Annotated in this window: 14 protein-coding genes; 8 read left to right on the top strand and 6 right to left on the bottom strand. The window is 69.8% G+C overall.

What is annotated here, in order from left to right:
- Window positions 1-9 precede the first annotated feature (9 nt).
- The gene (locus AB0269_RS05090) at window positions 10-720 is read right to left on the bottom strand and encodes a DUF4191 domain-containing protein (protein WP_175986221.1); all 711 of its coding nucleotides are present in this window, start codon (window positions 718-720) and stop codon (window positions 10-12) included.
- A gap of 106 nt (window positions 721-826) precedes the next feature.
- Between AB0269_RS05090 and AB0269_RS05085 the strand changes: the two genes are divergently transcribed.
- Window positions 827-2296 carry a hypothetical protein gene (locus AB0269_RS05085; protein WP_366210162.1) on the top strand — a complete coding sequence of 490 codons (1470 nt, stop codon included), beginning with the start codon at window positions 827-829 and terminating at the stop codon, window positions 2294-2296.
- Between the two features lie 14 nt (window positions 2297-2310).
- Here the strand turns inward: AB0269_RS05085 and sucB are convergent, their stop codons facing one another.
- From sucB to AB0269_RS05070, 3 genes are all read right to left on the bottom strand, one after another.
- A complete protein-coding gene (gene sucB / locus AB0269_RS05080; RefSeq protein WP_366210161.1) occupies window positions 2311-4101 on the bottom strand; it encodes a 2-oxoglutarate dehydrogenase, E2 component, dihydrolipoamide succinyltransferase in 1791 nt (596 codons plus the stop codon).
- Between the two features lie 65 nt (window positions 4102-4166).
- Window positions 4167-5540 carry a dihydrolipoyl dehydrogenase gene (gene lpdA / locus AB0269_RS05075; protein WP_366210160.1) on the bottom strand — a complete coding sequence of 458 codons (1374 nt, stop codon included), beginning with the start codon at window positions 5538-5540 and terminating at the stop codon, window positions 4167-4169.
- Entirely contained in the window at window positions 5540-7015 is a 1476-nt protein-coding gene (locus tag AB0269_RS05070; protein ID WP_366210159.1) for a leucyl aminopeptidase, read from the bottom strand. Before AB0269_RS05070 ends, lpdA begins: the two co-directional genes overlap by 1 nt.
- 102 nt (window positions 7016-7117) lie before the next feature.
- Here AB0269_RS05070 and AB0269_RS05065 point away from each other — a divergent pair, with 102 nt between their 5' ends.
- From AB0269_RS05065 to murJ, 4 genes are all read left to right on the top strand, one after another.
- Window positions 7118-8062: a PAC2 family protein gene (locus tag AB0269_RS05065; RefSeq protein WP_366210158.1), complete on the top strand. Its 945-nt coding sequence runs from the start codon at window positions 7118-7120 to the stop codon at window positions 8060-8062.
- A 159-nt stretch (window positions 8063-8221) separates the two neighbouring features.
- The gene (locus tag AB0269_RS05060) at window positions 8222-9472 is read left to right on the top strand and encodes an RNA polymerase sigma factor (protein ID WP_366210157.1); all 1251 of its coding nucleotides are present in this window, start codon (window positions 8222-8224) and stop codon (window positions 9470-9472) included.
- Window positions 9472-10164, top strand: coding sequence for a coenzyme F420-0:L-glutamate ligase (locus tag AB0269_RS05055; protein ID WP_366210506.1), 693 nt, complete (start codon window positions 9472-9474; stop codon window positions 10162-10164). The genes AB0269_RS05060 and AB0269_RS05055 overlap by 1 nt, the downstream gene beginning before the upstream one ends.
- Window positions 10164-11747: a murein biosynthesis integral membrane protein MurJ gene (gene murJ, locus AB0269_RS05050; protein WP_366210156.1), complete on the top strand. Its 1584-nt coding sequence runs from the start codon at window positions 10164-10166 to the stop codon at window positions 11745-11747. Before AB0269_RS05055 ends, murJ begins: the two co-directional genes overlap by 1 nt.
- Window positions 11748-11768: 21 nt before the next feature.
- Here the strand turns inward: murJ and AB0269_RS05045 are convergent, their stop codons facing one another.
- Window positions 11769-12794 carry a sugar-transfer associated ATP-grasp domain-containing protein gene (locus tag AB0269_RS05045; protein ID WP_366210155.1) on the bottom strand — a complete coding sequence of 342 codons (1026 nt, stop codon included), beginning with the start codon at window positions 12792-12794 and terminating at the stop codon, window positions 11769-11771.
- A gap of 98 nt (window positions 12795-12892) precedes the next feature.
- Here AB0269_RS05045 and AB0269_RS05040 point away from each other — a divergent pair, with 98 nt between their 5' ends.
- Together AB0269_RS05040 and AB0269_RS05035 are read left to right on the top strand one after the other, a co-directional pair.
- The gene (locus AB0269_RS05040; RefSeq protein ID WP_366210154.1) at window positions 12893-13597 is read left to right on the top strand and encodes an alanine racemase C-terminal domain-containing protein; all 705 of its coding nucleotides are present in this window, start codon (window positions 12893-12895) and stop codon (window positions 13595-13597) included.
- Window positions 13598-14647, top strand: a complete 1050-nt coding sequence (locus tag AB0269_RS05035) for an alanine racemase (RefSeq protein ID WP_366210153.1) — start codon at window positions 13598-13600, stop codon at window positions 14645-14647.
- 49 nt (window positions 14648-14696) lie between these two features.
- On the opposite strand, the gene AB0269_RS05030 is transcribed toward AB0269_RS05035, so the two are convergent.
- Window positions 14697-14915 carry a hypothetical protein gene (locus AB0269_RS05030; protein ID WP_175986229.1) on the bottom strand — a complete coding sequence of 73 codons (219 nt, stop codon included), beginning with the start codon at window positions 14913-14915 and terminating at the stop codon, window positions 14697-14699.
- 182 nt (window positions 14916-15097) lie between these two features.
- Here AB0269_RS05030 and AB0269_RS05025 point away from each other — a divergent pair, with 182 nt between their 5' ends.
- Window positions 15098-17188, top strand: coding sequence for a DNA topoisomerase IV subunit B (locus AB0269_RS05025; RefSeq protein WP_366210152.1), 2091 nt, complete (start codon window positions 15098-15100; stop codon window positions 17186-17188).
- Window positions 17189-17205: the final 17 nt, after the last annotated feature.

Genomic DNA, 17205 nt, shown 5'->3' with positions numbered 1-17205 from the left:
CGTCGAGGCTCAGCGCGGACGCTGAGCGCGGACCTTGGTCGGGTCGATGCCCTTCGGGATGGGGAGGGAGCTCACCGACTGCGACACCGAGTCGATCCGGCGGATGACGGCCGCCATGGTCGTCTTGTCGATGGCGTTCGGCAGCTTCTTGATCGTCTTGGACAGGTCGGAGATCGACACGTCGTCGTCTCCGTGACCGACGTAGTAGACGTTCACGGGCACGCCGTTCGCCACGCGCTGCGCCTTGGACCGCTCCTCGTTGATGAGGCGGGTCAGGCGGCCACGGGCGCCCTCGCCGACGACGACGATGCCGCCGCGGCCGATCGCGCGGTACACGGCCTCCTGCGTCTTCGGGTTGATGCCGACCGGAGTGTCGGAGGCCTGCCACTTGCGGCCGAGGCTCGTGCTGAGGATGTGACCGGTCGCGCCGGGCATTCCGTCGATCTTCTGGTACATCGCCGTCGTCGACAGACGTGTCATGAGGAAGAGCGCGCCGAGCACGCCGACCATCAGACCCGTGATCGCCCAGAGGATGAGAGACCAGATCTGGAACGGCGGGATCAGGTAGCCGACGACGAGGCCGAGCAGGATGCCGGCGACGAGGATCGCGATCTGCACCCACGGCAGCCAGGGGTAGACCTCACGTGTGAACCGGAAGAGGGACTTGATCTGGGAGAAGAACCCAGGACGCTTTTCGGGTTCGGGAGCACGCTTAGCCATACCGACCAGGATACCGAGTCCGGGGCCGGCCCACGCGCGCGTTCGCGGGCGGCGCACTCGTTCTGCACCGGGCGCCGCGCCATGTGCGCTGTCCACATTCGTGGGGGTGGGCGTCGTGGCCGCCGGCGGGCTGCGGTTCGATGATGCGATGACCGAGATGGATGCCGACGCCGACCGCACCGGCCTCGTACCGGGGGCGCACCGACTGATCCGTGCGCTCCGCGGGAGTGAGGGGCCGTTCGAGGGCGCACTCGTGGGGCATGAGGACGGCGTCGCGGTGAGCGTCGACGTCGCAGAGCTGGCGGGGTGGGACGGGTGGGCCCGCTCCGGCGCCGATCACGTGTGCGGAGTGCTTGACGTGCGCCGCACACGCGACGGGCACGAAGCGCTTCTGCCATGGTGCACGCAGCGGGTCGAGGCGTTCCTCGGCAAGAGGCAGGCGGCAGGCGAGAAGCTGTCACCCGGCGAGATCGCCACGCTCGTGGCGAGCCTTCTGCGCGGCATCCGCGAACTCGGATCCGACGCGGAGGGCATCTGCGGCGACTGGTGGCTGACCGGCGAAGGACGGCCGCTGTTCGTGCAGGGCGAGGGCGGTGCGGCCAGGGCGCAGACGGCCGCGCTCCTCGACCGCGTCGGGGAGCACACCGCAGATCGCCCGACGATCAGGGTGATCGACGAGATGGCCGGTGCGCTGCGGGAACGTCGTCATCACGCAGACGACGAGATCCGTTGGGAACAGGAGCTCTTCGCGCAGGCGGCGCCCCGTGCGCTGCGTCTGGATGTGTTCGCCCCCGAACGCGCCCTCGACGTCGGAGCGCGCAGGGATGCCGGCCCGGCGACGGGTGGGAGGAGCGCCGTGCGGGTTCGGCACCGGCCGACGCGCGCGCATCCCTCGCCGTACCGCCGCCTCGTCGAGACGGCGCGAGCCGCCGCGCTGGGCGTCGTCGAACGGCTGTCTCTGCTCTTCACTCGCTTCCCCCGGCCCGGCTGGCGGACGCGCGGTAGGGCTCCTGCCCCTGCGCGGCGATCTCATCGACGCCCGCTGATGCTCGCTGTATCCCTCGCGGCCGTCGTGCTGATCGCCGGCCTGATGTGGCCGCAGGGAGAGGACACCGGGGCGGCGGAAGCCGCCCAGCACTCGGCGGACGTCGGTGGGACGGCACCCGAGCCGAGCGCTGGTCCCGCTCCGGACACCGCGGAGCCTGAAGGCGAACCCGAGACGGACGAACCCGAGACGGACGACTCCGAAGCACCGAAACCGGTCGACGACCCCGAGGACGCGCTGTCGGCCGTCCCCGCGATCCTCGATGCGCTCGAGACCTGCGCTGCGGCTGAGGTTGAGACATGTCCGTCAGCGCTGGGCGACGGGGTCGCCGCGCCGACGGACGGGCTGGCGGCGCAGGGAGCGGACGCCAGCACGGCGACACTGGTCGACGACTACGGGGATGTCGCCGTGGTGCGGCTCACCGCGACCGCGGCCGGATCCTCAGCAGCGGAGCAGATGCTCGTGCTCGAGCGCCGGGACGAGAAATGGCTGGTGCGCGACGTCTACGACGTCGCGCACCAGCCGGAATAGATGCTGAGCTGTGATCAGGCCCCGAGGTTGCCCGCGAAGTCCGCGGACTCGAGACGCTGCTTGATCGCACCGAGGAAGCGAGCGGCGTCCGCACCGTCGATGATCCGGTGGTCGTACGAGATCGCGAGGTACACGTACGAGCGGATCGCGATCGCGTCGACACCGTCGACCGTCACGACACCGGGACGCTTGAAGACCGTTCCGGTTCCGAGGATCGCGGACTGCGGCAGGAACACCAGCGGCGTGTCGAACAGCGCGCCGCGCGAACCCGTGTTCGTCACGGTGAAGGTGCCGCCGGCGAGCTCGTCGGGCTTGAGCTTGTTGTCGCGGGTGCGGGCAGCGAGATCGGCGATCTCGTGCGCGAGCTGGGCCAGGTTCTTCGTCGCCGCGTCGCGGACGACGGGAGTGAGCAGGCCGCGCTCGGTGTCGACGGCGATCGAGATGTTCTCGGTCGCCGGGTAGACGATGTTCTCGCCGTCGACGGTCGCGTTGATGATCGGGAATGCCTGCAGCGCCTCGGCGGCCGCGAGCGTGAAGAACGGCAGGAAGGACAGCTTGTCGCCGGTCTTCTTCTGGAAGTCGTCCTTGACGCTGGTGCGGTAGTTCGCGAGGGCCGTGACATCGACCTCGACGAAGGTCGTCAGCTGCGCCGTCTGCTGCATCGAGGCGACGGCGCGCTCGGCGACGACCTTGCGCAGACGCGACATCTTCTGCGTCGTGCCGCGCAGCGGCGAGACCTCGAGCGGGGCCGGAGCGGGCGCTGCGGCTGCGGCAGCGGGCGCGGCTCCCTTCGTCTCGGCGGCCTTGAGGACGTCCTCCTTGCGGATGCGTCCGCCGACGCCCGAACCGGTGACGGTTGCGAGATCGACGCCCTGCTGGGAGGCGAGGCGGCGCACGAGCGGCGTCACGTAGAGCGAGCCCTTGTCGTCGCCCGACGAAGCGGACTCCGCGGCGGGAGCCGCTGGGGCCGGTGCCGCGGGCGCGGCGGGTGCAGGAGCGGGCGCGGCGGGTGCAGGAGCGGGCGCGGCCGCTGCGGGTGCAGGAGCCGGCTCGGCTGCGGGAGCCGGCGAAGCTTCGGCGGCCGGGGCGGCCTCGGCAGCGGGCGCCGGAGCGGCGGGAGCCTCGGCAGCGGGCGCCGGAGCCTCAGCGGCGGGAGCCGCGGGTGCCGCGCCGGAGCCGACGCGAGCCAGAACGCCGCCGACCTCGACGGTCTCGTCCTCGCCAGCGACGATCTCCTGCAGGACGCCTGCGACCGGCGAGGGGATCTCGGTGTCGACCTTGTCGGTCGAGATCTCCAGCAGCGGCTCGTCGACAGCGACCTCATCGCCGACCTGCTTCAGCCAGCGGGTCACGGTGCCCTCGGTGACGCTCTCTCCGAGCTCCGGCAGGCGGATGTCGGTCGCGTCGCCGGACGGCGCGGCGGCAGGCACGGGCGCCTCCGCAGCAGGTGCCTCCGCGGCGGGGGCCGCCTCAACGGGCGCCTCCTGCGCAGGCGCGGCCTCGGCAGGTGCCTCTTCGGCGGCCGGCTCAGCGGCGGCCGGAGCATCCGAAGCCGGGGCAGCGGCGCTGCCGTCGCCGATACGGGCGAGAAGGGCCCCGACCTCGACGGTCTCGTCCTCGGCGACGAGGATCTCCTCGATCACGCCGCTGACAGGCGAGGGGATCTCGGTGTCGACCTTGTCGGTCGAGATCTCGAGCAGGCCCTCATCCGCCTGGACGGTGTCTCCGACCTGCTTCAGCCAGCGGGTGACCGTACCCTCTGTGACGCTCTCTCCGAGAGCGGGGAGGACCACGGATGTGCTCATGACGGAGTCTCCTTCAAGAATGTGAATGACGTGTTCAAGCTTAGTGACCCTGGCACCGGTTGGTGTCAGAGGGCGTGCAGTGGTTTTCCGGCGAGGGCGAGGAAGGCCTCGCCGAGCGCCTCGCTCTGGGTCGGGTGCGCGTGGACGAGCGGAGCGATGTCCTCGGGGTGGGCCTCCCACGCGACGGCCAGCTGACCCTCGGTGATCAGCTCGCCGACACGATCGCCGAGCAGGTGGACGCCGAGGACGGGGCCGTCCTTGAGGCGGACGACCTTGACGAGGCCCGCCGTTCCGATGATCTCGCTCTTGCCGTTGCCGGCGAGGTTGTACTCGTACGAGACGACGGCATCCGCGCCGTGCTCGTCGACGGCGGCCTGCTCCGTGACGCCCACCGAGGCGACCTCCGGGTTGCAGTACGTGATCTTCGGGATCTGCGACTCGGGGATCGGCGCAGGGGAGAGGCCGGCGATGCGTTCGGCGACCGCGATTCCCTGCAGGAATCCGCGGTGCGCGAGCTGCAGGCCCGGCACGATGTCGCCGACGGCCCACAGGTTCGGGACGCCGGTGCGCAACTCCTCATCGACGATCACGAAGCCGCGGTCGAGCGTGACGCCCGCCTCCTCGAAGCCCAGGTCCGCGGTCGCGGGGCCCCGCCCGACGGCCACGAGCAGGTAGTCGCCGGCGAACGTCTTGCCGTCCTCCAGCGTGACCGTGACGCTCTGGTCGTCCTGCGTCGCGGTCTGGAAGCGGGTGCCGAGCGAGTACTGGATGCCGCGGCGGCGGAACGCCCGCTCGAGCCCCTTGCTCAGGGCGATGTCCTCGTTGGGGACGAGGTGCGGCAGGGCCTCGATGATCGTCACCTCGGCGCCGAACGAGCGCCAGACACTGGCGAACTCGACGCCGATGACGCCTCCGCCGAGTACGAGGACGCGCTCGGGGACCACGTCGAGGGCCAGGGCCTGCTCGCTGGTGAGGATGCGCCCGCCGATGTCGAGCCCGGGCAGCGAGCGGCTGTACGACCCCGTCGCCAGCACGACGTCGGTGCCGGAGTACACGTCGTCGCCGACCGACACCGTTCGGTCGGCGTTCAACCGACCGGTGCCGGACACGGTCGTGATCCCGCGCGCCTTGATGAGGCCCTCGAGTCCCTTGTACTTCTTGGCGACGATGTTCTCGCGGTAGGTGCGGACCCCGGCGGCATCCACTCCGTCGAACGTCGCGCCGACGCCGACCGAAGCGGCATCGCGCACATGATCGGCGACCTCTGCCGCGTGGAGCAGCGCCTTGGTCGGGATGCAGCCGCGGTGCAGACACGTGCCGCCGACCTTGTCCTTCTCGATCAGGGCGACGCTCTTGCCGAGTTCGGCGGCCCGGAGCGCTGCGGCGTACCCGCCGCTGCCGCCGCCGAGGACGACGAGATCGAAGGTGTGCGTGGTCATCAGGCCTCCTTGGCGCGTGCTTCGGCGAACGCGACGAGCGAGCGGACGGTCGCGCCGGTCGCGCCCTTGTCCGTGAATCCGTAGGGGGAGCCGGCGTGCTCCGACGAGCCGGCGATGTCCAGGTGCACCCACGGGATGCGCGGGGCGTCCTCGGCCTCACCGGTGCGGCCGACGAAGCGCCGCAGGAAGAGGCCCGCGAACATCGAGCCGCCGGAGCGGTCGCCCATGTTGGCGTTGATCATGTCGGCGATGGGGCTCTCGAGCGAGTCCTCCATGTACTCCGGCAGCGGCAGCGCCCACGCGAGCTCGTCGGCCGACTCAGCGGCTGCCAGGTACTCGGCGACCGCATCGTCGTCGCCCATGACACCGGTGTGGCGGTGTCCCAAGGCCACGAGGATCGCGCCGGTGAGGGTGGCGACGTCGAAGATCACGTCGGGATTCTCGCGGCTGGCCGACACGAGCCCGTCGGCGAGGACCAGCCGGCCCTCGGCGTCCGTGTTGAGCACCTCGACGGTCTGGCCGTCCAGCATGCGCAGCACGTCACCGGGCCTGGTCGCACTGCCCGAGGGCATGTTGTCGGTGATGCACATCCACGCCGTCACGCGGACGGGGAGCTTCAGCTCGGCGATCGCGCGCAGTGCGGCGAGGACGGTCGCCGATCCCGCCATGTCGAACTTCATGCCGACCATGGAGGCTGCGGGCTTGAGGGAGAGCCCGCCGGTGTCGAACGTGATGCCCTTGCCGACGAGGGCGATGTGGGTCGTGGCGCCGGCAGGGGAGTAGTCGAGGTGGACGACCCGCGGCGGGCGGTCGGAGCCCTGCGCGACGCCGAGCACGCCGCCGAATCCCTGCTCGGCGAGCATCTGCTCGTCGAGGACGTCGACGGAGACGTCGAGATCTGCGACGGCATCCACCGCGCTCTGGGCGAGATCAGCCGGGCTCTGCCACTCGGCGGGGACCGAGACGAGGTCCTTCACGAGCCCGAGCGCGTCCCCGAGCACGCGGGCGCGCTCGATGTCGGCCGCTGTGATCGAGGAGCTGTGCACGGTGACGGACTCGGCGCGGCTCTTGCCGGGCTTCGCGCGGTAGCCGTCGAAGCGGTAGCCGCCGTAGACAGCCCCCTCGGCCGCGGCAGGAGCGAAATCGTCGAGCGGTGCGGCGACCGCCAGGGCGACATCGGCGAACCCGGTGAGCGAGCGCAGCGCCGTGCCGGCGGCATCCCTCACGGATGCGGCGTCCGCGGTCTTGCCCGCGCCGACGACGGCGAACGGGAGCGTGGTCACCTCGGGGGCGTGGACGCGGGTGAACGAGGATGCGGCGCCCGTGAAGCCGATGGCCTGCAGCACGTCCTTCAGGCCCGGGAACGCGTCCAGAGCGTCGGGGAACGCCTCGAGATCCGGGACGACGAGCACTGCGGCGTCGGCAGCGCTCCCGGGAAATGGACTGTCGGTGTGCGAGAGCGCAGGAAGCGTCATGCCTCCATCCTAGGCACCGCCGCGGGTGCGGCCCCCAGGCCTGTTCGCTGTGAGCAAGACCGCGGCGCGCCCCGCATCCGCTCCGGCTCGTAGCATGGAGGCATGCCCGTCTCCGGAGAGCTGTACGAACGCGTCGCGAACGCGCCCGCCGTCCCGCAGGGACTGCCCCTGGTCATCCTGCTCACCGGATTCACGGATGCCGGCAGCGCCGTATCCGGTCTGATCGACCACCTGCGCGACGTGGCGGACCCGCAGCCGGTCGCGGTGTACGACAACGACCTGCTCCTGGATTACCGGGCGCGTCGGCCCATCTTCGTGTTCGAGCAGGACCACCTCACCGAGCTTCGCCCCGCCCGGCTCGAACTCTCCATCGCGCACGATGCTCTCGGGCAGAGATTCCTGCTCCTGTCGGGGTACGAGCCGGACTTCGCGTGGAACGCCTTCGCGCAGAGCGTGCTCGACTTCGCCGACGAGTTCGAGGTGTCCGGCGTCAGCTGGGTGCACTCGATCGCGATGCCGGTGCCGCACACCCGACCGATCAGCACGACCGTCAGCGGCAATCGCAAGGAGATCACGGCGAGCCTGTCGGTATGGCGCCCGCGGACGCAGGTCCCCGGTACGGCGGGCCATCTCCTCGAGTACCGGTTCGCCGAGCGCGGCGACCGCGTGGTCGGATTCGTCCTCCTCGTGCCGCACTATCTCGCCGAGACCGAGAACCCGGAAGCCGTCATCGCGGCCGCCGATCGCGTCATGGGCGCGACGGGCCTGGTCCTCTCGCTCGACGACCTGCGCGAGAGCCGCGAGGACTTCCTCACCAAGGTCGACGAGCAGGTCGCCGGCAACGACGAGCTGCGTCAGATGGTGCAGACCCTGGAGAACCGCTACGACGCCTACATGGCCGGTCGCGATCCGGAGGACGCCGACCGCTTCGACGAGGGCGGATTCGACGAGCGGGACCTGCCCAGCGCCGACGAGCTCGCGGCCGAACTGGAACGCTATCTCGCGACCCGTCCGCCCGGCGACGACGACAAGCGCCCCCGCTCCTGAGCCGACTTCCGGTCGGATGCGTCCTGCGCCCGATTCGTGTGCGATACTGGTTATCCGACCCATTGTCAATGGCCCGCGCTTGCGCTGCGGACTTGACAAGGGTCTTACTAGTGTCCGAAATGTCCCGGGGCTGCGCGCCCGCCCCGTGAAAGGCGAAACGTGACTCCTGCCGCGACCAAGAACACCCGGACGAAGAAGACGACGGCCGAGCCCGACGTCGACGCCGCAGCCGCGGAAGAGACGGCCGCTGCCGACAAGACGGCCGCGAAGAAGCCTGCCGCGGCGAAGAAGCCGGCGGCCAAGAAGGCTCCCGCACGCCGCAAGAAGGCGGACGACATCGTCGATCAGGCCCAGGCCGAGGCCGACGTCGTTCCCGAGGACTCCGAGGAAGAGGACAAGAAGCCGGTCTTCACCGAGCCGCTGCCCACCGGCGCGATCGTCCTGACCTCGAAGGACGAGGACGACGTTCCCGTCTACTCGACCCAGATCACCGGCGCGACGGCCGACCCGGTCAAGGACTACCTGAAGCAGATCGGAAAGGTCGCGCTGCTGAACGCGGCCGAAGAGGTCGAGCTCGCGATGCGCATCGAGGCGGGTCTGTTCGCCGAGGAGAAGCTGTCGGCGATGTCGGCGGCCGAGAAGACCGGCCAGCTCGGGCTCGACCTGCAGTGGGTCGCCCGCGACGGTCAGCGCGCCAAGAGCCACCTGCTCGGCGCCAACCTGCGCCTCGTCGTCTCGCTCGCCAAGCGCTACACGGGTCGCGGCATGCAGTTCCTGGATCTGATCCAGGAGGGCAACCTCGGTCTCATCCGCGCCGTCGAGAAGTTCGACTACACCAAGGGCTTCAAGTTCTCGACCTACGCGACCTGGTGGATCCGTCAGGCGATCACGCGCGCCATGGCCGACCAGGCCCGTACGATCCGCATCCCGGTGCACATGGTCGAGGTCATCAACAAGCTCGCCCGCGTTCAGCGGCAGATGCTGCAGGACCTGGGGCGCGAGCCCACCCCCGAGGAGCTCAGCCGCGAACTCGACATGACGCCCGAGAAGGTCGTCGAGGTGCAGAAGTACGGCCGTGAGCCCATCTCGCTGCACACCCCGCTCGGCGAGGACGGCGACAGCGAGTTCGGTGACCTCATCGAGGACACGGAGGCCGTGGTCCCGGCGGATGCCGTCGGATTCACGATGCTGCAGCGTCAGCTCGAGCAGCTGCTCGACTCGCTCTCCGAGCGCGAGGCCGGCGTGATCCGCATGCGCTTCGGCCTCGGCGACGGCCAGCCCAAGACGCTCGACCAGATCGGCGACACGTTCGGCGTCACGCGCGAGCGCATCCGCCAGATTGAGTCGAAGACGATGGCGAAGCTGCGCCACCCGAGCCGCTCGCAGTCGCTGCGGGACTACCTCGAGTGATGCAGCCGAACGACGGCAAGGCGCTCGAGGCGAGCGTCGATGGCACGAGCTACGCGCGCATCCCGCTGAAGACCAGGGTCGTCATGCCCGATGACGACCTGGATGCCGTGATCACCGAGTACGCCGCGGACGCGGTCGAGCCGGGGGACATCCTCTTCGTCACCGAGAAGATCGTCGCGATCACGCAGGGGCGCTCCTACCGCCTCGACGAGATCCAGCCCCGCAGGCTGGCGCTGTTCCTCTCGAAGTACGTCACGCGCACGCCGCACGGGATCGGCCTCGGGATGCCGGAGACGATGGAGATGGCGCTGCGGGAGTGCGGCACGCCGCGCATCCTGTTCGCCGCCGCAGTGGCCGCCGTCACGAAGGCGTTCGGCCGCAAGGGCGACTTCTACCGCATCGCCGGCGACAAGGCCCGTGCGATCGACGGCCCGACCTCCGGGACGATCCCGCCCTACAACCAGGCCGTCGTCCTGGGTCCGACCGACCCGAACGGCGTCGCCGCCCACGTCAAGACGCTGATCGGCGGGAAGGCGGACGTCGCCGTCGTCGACATCAACGATCTCGGCGGCAACATCCTGGGTTCGACGCTCGATCGTGCCGGCGAGGATCGCCTGGTCCGCATCCTGAAGGACAATCCGCTCGGACAGGGGCACCAGTCGACCCCGATGGGCATCATCCGCGCCGCCTGATGGGGATCGGACGCGCCAGCGCTGTGATCGCAGCCGGGACCCTGGTGTCCCGGCTCACCGGTCTGCTGCGCGCCGTCGTGCTCGTCGCGGCGATCGGCTCCGTCGGTATGGCGTCCGACGCGTTCGCGGTCGCGAATCAGCTGCCCAACAGCATCTACCAGGTCATCTCCGCCGGAGTCCTGACCGGTGTGATCGTGCCTCAGGTGGTCAGGGCCAGCGCGCAGAAGGACGGCGGTCATGCCTTCCTCGCGAAACTGCTGACCCTCGGCACGCTCATCGTCGGCTCGATCACCCTCGTGGCGACGATCGGCGCGCCGCTGCTGATCGACCTGTACGCCCCGGGCTTCGGCCCTGAGCAGTCGGCCTTGGCCGTCCGCTTCGCGTACTGGTGCGTGCCCCAGCTGTTCTTCTACGGGATGTTCGCACTGCTGGGGGAGATCCTCAACGCCCGCCGCGTGTTCGGCCCGTACGCGTGGGCGCCGATCATCAACAACATCGTCTCGATCGCCGGATTCGCACTGTTCATGGTCCTGTTCGGCCAGAGCCGTGCAGGTCTCGATGGCTGGAGCACCGAGATGATCACGCTGCTGGCGGGGGCGGCGACCCTCGGCGTGGTCGCGCAGACCGTGGTGCTGCTCCTGTTCTGGCGCCGGATCGGCATCCCGCTGCGACTCGACTTCCAATGGCGCGGCATGGGCCTCGGCCACATGGGCAAGCTCGCGTTCTGGACGTTCCTGACCACGCTCGCCGGTCAGGTGGTCGGGCTCGTGCAGTCCAGGGTGATCACTCCCGCGTCCGGCGAGAACGCGTCTGTCGCGGCATCCCAATACACCTGGCTCGTCTTCATGGTCGCCTATTCCACGATCGTCCTCGCAATCGGCACTCCGTACTTCACCCGGATCAGCGAGCACGCGGCCGCCGAGAAGCATGAGGAGCTGCGCGAGACGGCCCGGCAGGCGATCCGGATCCTCGGGCTGCTGGTGATCGTCGCGACGGCCGCGATCTCGGTCGCCTCGGTCCCGGCGGCGCGGATCTTCAGCAGCTCGGCCGACGAGGCGGTGCTCATCGCGCCCGTCCTCCTCGCCTACCTGGTCAGCCTGCTGCCCCTCGCCGTCCTCTTCATCGTCCAGCGCACGTTCTACGCCTACGGCGACGCGCGCACTCCGTTCGTCTACACCCTCATCCAGGCGGCGCTGCTCGTCGTGCTGACTCTCGTGGTCGCCGTGACGACGCCGCTCGAACAGCGTGCGGCGATGGTCGCGCTCGCTCAATCGGTGGCGAGCACGGTTCAGACCGTCATCGCGGCGGTGATGCTCAGGCGGAAGTTCGGCTCGTTCGGTCTCGGCGGCACGATGCTGGCCCTCGGACGCTTCGTCCTGCTCGCGATTCCGGCCGCAGGCGCGGGGTGGGGGCTCTTCCTGCTGATGGGGAGTGTCGACGGCTGGATGCTCGGCGGCATGCTGCAGGGCGCGCTGGGAGCCGCGCTCATCGCCGTCGTCACGGGCATCGTGTTCGTCGCGCTGCTGGCGCTGTTCCGCGTGCCGGAGCTGACGACCGCGATCCGGATGCTGCGGCGCCGCTGACGCCCGCACCCGTCCGGCGCGTCAGAATCCGATCGCGGCGCGGTAGCGGGGCTTGTTGCCGGTGCGGATGCCCGACACGGAGGGCTTGTTCTCGTACACGCCCGCACCCCAGTTGCCCTCGACGAGCACGGGGCCGTCCGGACCCACGACGATGTCCCAGCCCACGTACTGGATCTGCGGAACGACCCGCGCGACGGTGTCGACGAAAGCGACCACCTCGTCGAACAGCGGCAGCTGGAAGTCGGCGATGCGGAACCCGGAGTCGGGGTGGTCGACGTGCACGTGGCCGTGCGAGTCGTAGCCGGCCGAGCGGGCGTGCCCGGTCTCGGGATCGAGCATCGTGTAGAAGCCGCCGAAGGACATCTGGTCGCTGACCTCGCCGCGGCCGAACTTCTGCGCGACGGCGAGGATGTGGGTCTTCTGCCCGTCGAAGAACGCGGTCACCCGAGTGGTGTTCACGGTTCCCGGGCAGACGGCCGCGAGATCGGCGTGCTGCGAGATGACCTGCTCGATGACGACCTCGCCGCGTTCGAACAGTCCGCTGTGGAACCCGGCCCAGTCGGAGACGTCGGCCGCGTGGTAGCGCTTGACGCCGCTGCCGGCCTGGCCCATCCGGGTCTTCGCGATGATCGTGCCGTGCTTGCGGGTGAACTCCTCGAGCTCGGCGGCGTTGCCGGCGGTCACCTCGAGCCATTCGCGGCGCAGGTACGCGTCGAAGCGGCGGTTGAACTCGAGCTTGTCGTGGAAGATGTGACGGTACGGCTCGGCGTCGTAGCGCTGCGAGAGCTGGTTCGACACCGGATGCGTCATGTACGTCGCGCGCTCGGCGGCGGTGAGCATCGCGAAGTCGTAGTCGACGTAGTCCTGGAACCCGACGTTCTTGGATGCCGCGCTCCAGAGCATGTCGACGACCACGAGCGGAACAGCCTTGCCGTGCTGATCGCGCACCTCGCCGGCGCGCTCGAACACCGATCCGACATCGATGCGGCGAGCGCGGTCTATGAGGTATCGCAGGCGGGGCATGACGCCGAGGCCCTGGGCAGGCATGGATTCTCCAGATTCGTCGCGGACTCTTCATTCTAGGCGGGCCGCTCCTGCGAGACCGCTTCACAGGCCGCGCGGCCGAGGGCCCGTAGACTCGACGGGTGGTCATTCCTCGCAGCACGGCGACTCGCGCCGTGATCTCCCGCTCTGCCCTGGCCGCACACGCGAAGAGCCTCGTCGAGGACGGCGGCCGCGTCGCCGATCTGCGCAGGGACGCGTACGGGCACGGCCTGCTCACCGTGGCGCGAGAAGTGCTTCTCGCGGGTGCGGACGGCGTGCGCGTCGATGACGAGGACGCCGTGCGGATGCTGAGCGCCGAGGGCCTCAGCGCGAGCGCGACCGCCGAGCCGGACATGGACCCGGCCGTGCTGTACGGCTTCCCGGCCGCGACCGGCACGGACCAGCGCCCGGCGATGCGCCTGACCGGGCGGGTGATGTCCACCAAGCCGCTGCGCCTGGGCGAGGCCGTCTCCTACGGCTACACGCACCGCGCGGAGCGGGACACGACGGTCGCGCTCGTGACGGGCGGATACGCGCAGGCGGTCGTGCGGGCGCTCGGCAACCGCGCTCATGTCGAACTGAACGGGCGCGCGCACCCGATCGTCGGGCGCGTGGCCATGGACGTGTGCGTGATCGACCTGGAGTCGCCGGATGCCGCAGCTGTCGAGGGCGACGAGGTGACCTACTTCGGGGGAGCAGGACCCGCGCGCGGCTTCCTCGCGGAGTGGGTGTCGGCGACCGGGCTCACCGCGGCGGAACTCGCCTGCGCCGCAGGGCTCCACGCCACGAGGACCGAGGAGAACTGAATGCCCGCGCGCCTCGAGATCAGCACGAGCATCTTCCGCGACAACGTCAGGGCCGTCATGGGGCGCGTCGCGCCGGGCGAGATGATGCTCGTCACCAAGGACGACGCCTACGGGCACGGGCTGGAGTGGGCGGTGCGGGAGGCGTACGCCGTCGGCGCCCGCTGGATCGGGTCCTACGACGTGCCGTCGGCGCTGCGGGTCCGGGCCCTTCTGCCCGACGTCCGCATCTTCGCGTGGGAGACGTCGTCGGCGGATGAGGTCGCCGAGGCGATCCGGGCCGGCGTCGATCTCGGTGTCGGCACAGCCGGGTATCTGCGACGCGTCATCGCCGAGGCGGAGCGGACCGGGCGCCGTGCCCTGGTCCACCTGAAGATCGACACGGGGCTGCACCGCAACGGCATCCGCCCCGAGGACTGGGCGGATGCCGTCACCGAGGCGCGGCGCGCCGAGGATGCCGGTCTGCTCCACGTCGCGGGAGTGTGGAGTCATCTCGCGGAGGCGAGCGATGACGAGGACGACGCCGCGAGGGGTGAGTTCGCCCACGCCGTCGATGTCCTCCGCGATGCCGGCGGGACACCGGAGCACCTGCACCTGACCGCATCCGCCGCCTCCTGGGCGCGTCCCGAGCTGCGTGGCACGCTGAGCCGGATCGGCGCATTCTGCTACGGCATCCGCTCTGCCGACGGCCCCGACCTCGACGGCATCAGGCCCGCCGCGTCGCTTCGTGCCGACACCGTGGACGTGCAGGACGATCGCGTGAGGATCGACGTGGGAGCGCTGGACGGGCTGCCGTCGAATCTGGCTGGTGCGGTCCTGGGCGGTGCGGTCCTGGGCAGTGCGGCTCTGGGCGGACCGGACGCGCCGCGGATCCTGCACGTGGACGGGACCTGGACGGACCTCAGCAGGTGGGCAGGGGCCTCAACAGGCGACAGCGTCACCGTGTTCGGCGGAGACGGTCCGAGCGCGACCGACCTGGCCGAGCGCATCGACACGGTCGGTGAGGAGATCCTCACCCGGGTGTCGCCGCTGGTTCCCCGCAGATACAGTTGACGCCCGGAGCCTGCGGCCCGGGCGTCGGATCTGCGATCGACGGCGTCTGTCAGACGGCATCGACGAGACGAGCCGTCTCGTCGTGCCACGACGTGGCGATGCTGCGGAGCTTCTCCTCGTACTTGCGCCCGTGGTGAGCGCAGAACAGGAGCTCCGAGCCGTTGACCTCTGCGGCGATGTACGCCTGTGCGCCGCACGAGTCGCAACGGTCCATGGCCGTCAGTCGGTACTCGACGGTGGAGGTCTCACGTTCGGTTGTCGCGTTCATCTCGGTGCCTCCTCGGGTATCGGCTTCCGTTCGGGAATGTGCTCAATACAACCACGCCGGGCTGGGAGTCATGCCCGGAAGACGGCGTGTTTCGCTCACCGCGTACGCGCCGGCTCCGGGTCCAGGCGCACCGGGGAGTGTCTGCGGGCGCGCAGGTGCATGCGCGAATAGAATCGATCCTTGTGACCGCCGAGTATTCCGCCCACCATCTTCAGGTGCTTGAAGGGCTCGAAGCGGTCCGCAAGCGCCCAGGCATGTACATCGGGTCGAACGGTTCGCCGGGCCTCATGCACTGCCTGTGGGAGATCATCGACAACGCCGTGGACGAGGCCGTCGCCGGCAACGGCTCGCGCATCGACACGATCCTGCACCCCGACGGCAGCGTCGAGGTGCACGACCGCGGTCGCGGTATCCCCGTCGACATCGAGCCGCGCACGGGTCTGACCGGCGTCGAGGTGGTCTACACCAAGCTGCACGCCGGTGGGAAGTTCGGCGGCGGCTCGTACGCCGCCTCCGGCGGTCTGCACGGCGTCGGCGCGTCGGTCGTGAATGCGCTCTCCGAGCGACTCGACGTCGAGGTCGACCGCGGCGGCAAGACGTACGCGATGTCGTTCCACCGCGGTGAGCCGGGTCTCTTCCAGGACTCGGGCGAGAAGCGTCCGGATGCGCCCTTCACGCCCTTCGAGAAGAGCAGCGAGCTGCGCGTGGTCGGCAAGGCGCCCCGCGGAGTCACCGGCACCCGTGTGCGGTACTGGGCCGACCGCCAGATCTTCACCAAGGACGCGGCGTTCCAGGTCGGCGAGCTCGAGACGCGAGCTCGCCAGACCGCGTTCCTCGTCCCGGGCCTCGAGCTCGTCATCCGCGACGAGCGCGAGACCGCCGAGGGCGGCGAGGCGAAGGAGACGTCGTTCCACTACGACGGCGGGATCTCCGAGTTCGTGGACTACCTCGCGATCGACCCGCCGATCACCGACACCTGGCGCATCCAGGGCTCCGGAACCTTCAAGGAGACGGTTCCGGTCCTGCAGCCGGATGGGCACATGGTCTCCACCGAGGTCGAGCGCGAGTGCCGGGTGGACCTCGCGATGCGCTGGGGGACCGGGTACGAGACCGTGACCCGGTCGTTCGTGAACATCATCGCCACGCCGAAGGGCGGCACGCACCAGCAGGGCTTCGAGCAGGAGCTGCTCAAGGTGCTGCGCGCCCAGGTCGAGCAGAACGCGCGGCGTCTGAAGGTCGGTAATGACAAGCTCGAGAAGGACGACGTGCTCGCGGGGCTGACCGCGGTGCTCACGGTCGAGGTTCCCGAGCCGCAGTTCGAGGGCCAGACCAAGGAGGTGCTCGGCACTCCCGCGGTCCGTCAGATCGTCGCTCAGGTCCTGCGCAAGGAGCTCGGCGCCCGGTTCAGCTCCACCAAGCGCGACGACAAGAACCAGGCCAGCCAGCTGCTGGACAAGGTCGTGTCGGAGATGAAGGCGCGTGTGTCCGCCAGGGCTCACAAGGAGACCCAGCGGCGCAAGAACGCGCTGGAGTCCTCGTCGCTGCCCGCCAAGCTCGTCGACTGCCGTTCGAGCGACGTCACCCGCAGCGAGCTGTTCATCGTCGAGGGCGACTCGGCGCTGGGGACGGCCCGTCGCGCCCGCAACAGCGAGTTCCAGGCGCTCCTGCCCATCCGAGGCAAGATCCTCAACGTGCAGCGGGCGTCGATCGGGGACATGCTCTCCAACGCGGAGTGCGCCGCGATCATCCAGGTGATCGGCGCCGGCTCCGGACGCACTTTCGACATCGAGCAGGCCCGCTACGGCAAGGTGATCCTGATGAGCGACGCCGACGTCGACGGCGCGCACATCCGCACGCTGCTGCTCACGCTGTTCTTCCGCTACATGCGTCCGCTGATCGAGGAGGGCCGCGTGTTCGCGGCCGTGCCCCCGCTGCACCGGGTGATCGTGATCAACCCCGGCTCCAAGCCCAATGAGACGATCTACACGTACACAGAGCAGGAGCTGCACGCCCTGCTGGCGAAGCTGCGCAAGCAGAACAAGCGCTGGCACGAGCCGATCCAGCGGTACAAGGGTCTCGGCGAGATGGACGCCGACCAGCTCGCGAACACCACGATGGACAAGTCGGGCCGCCTGCTCCGCCGTGTGCGGATGGAGGATGCCGAGGCCGCCGGCCGGGTCTTCGAGCTGCTGATGGGCAACGAGGTCGCCCCGCGCCGCGAGTTCATCATCGAATCGGCCGACCAGCTCTCGCGCGAGTCGATCGACGCCTGAGCGGCGGGCGCAGGCCG

The sequence above is a fragment of the Microbacterium sp. NPDC077644 genome, assembly GCF_040702785.1.
GTDB lineage: Bacteria > Actinomycetota > Actinomycetes > Actinomycetales > Microbacteriaceae > Microbacterium.
The sequence above is the reverse complement of the archived record's forward strand: the minus strand, read 5'-3'. Positions and strand labels throughout refer to the sequence as shown.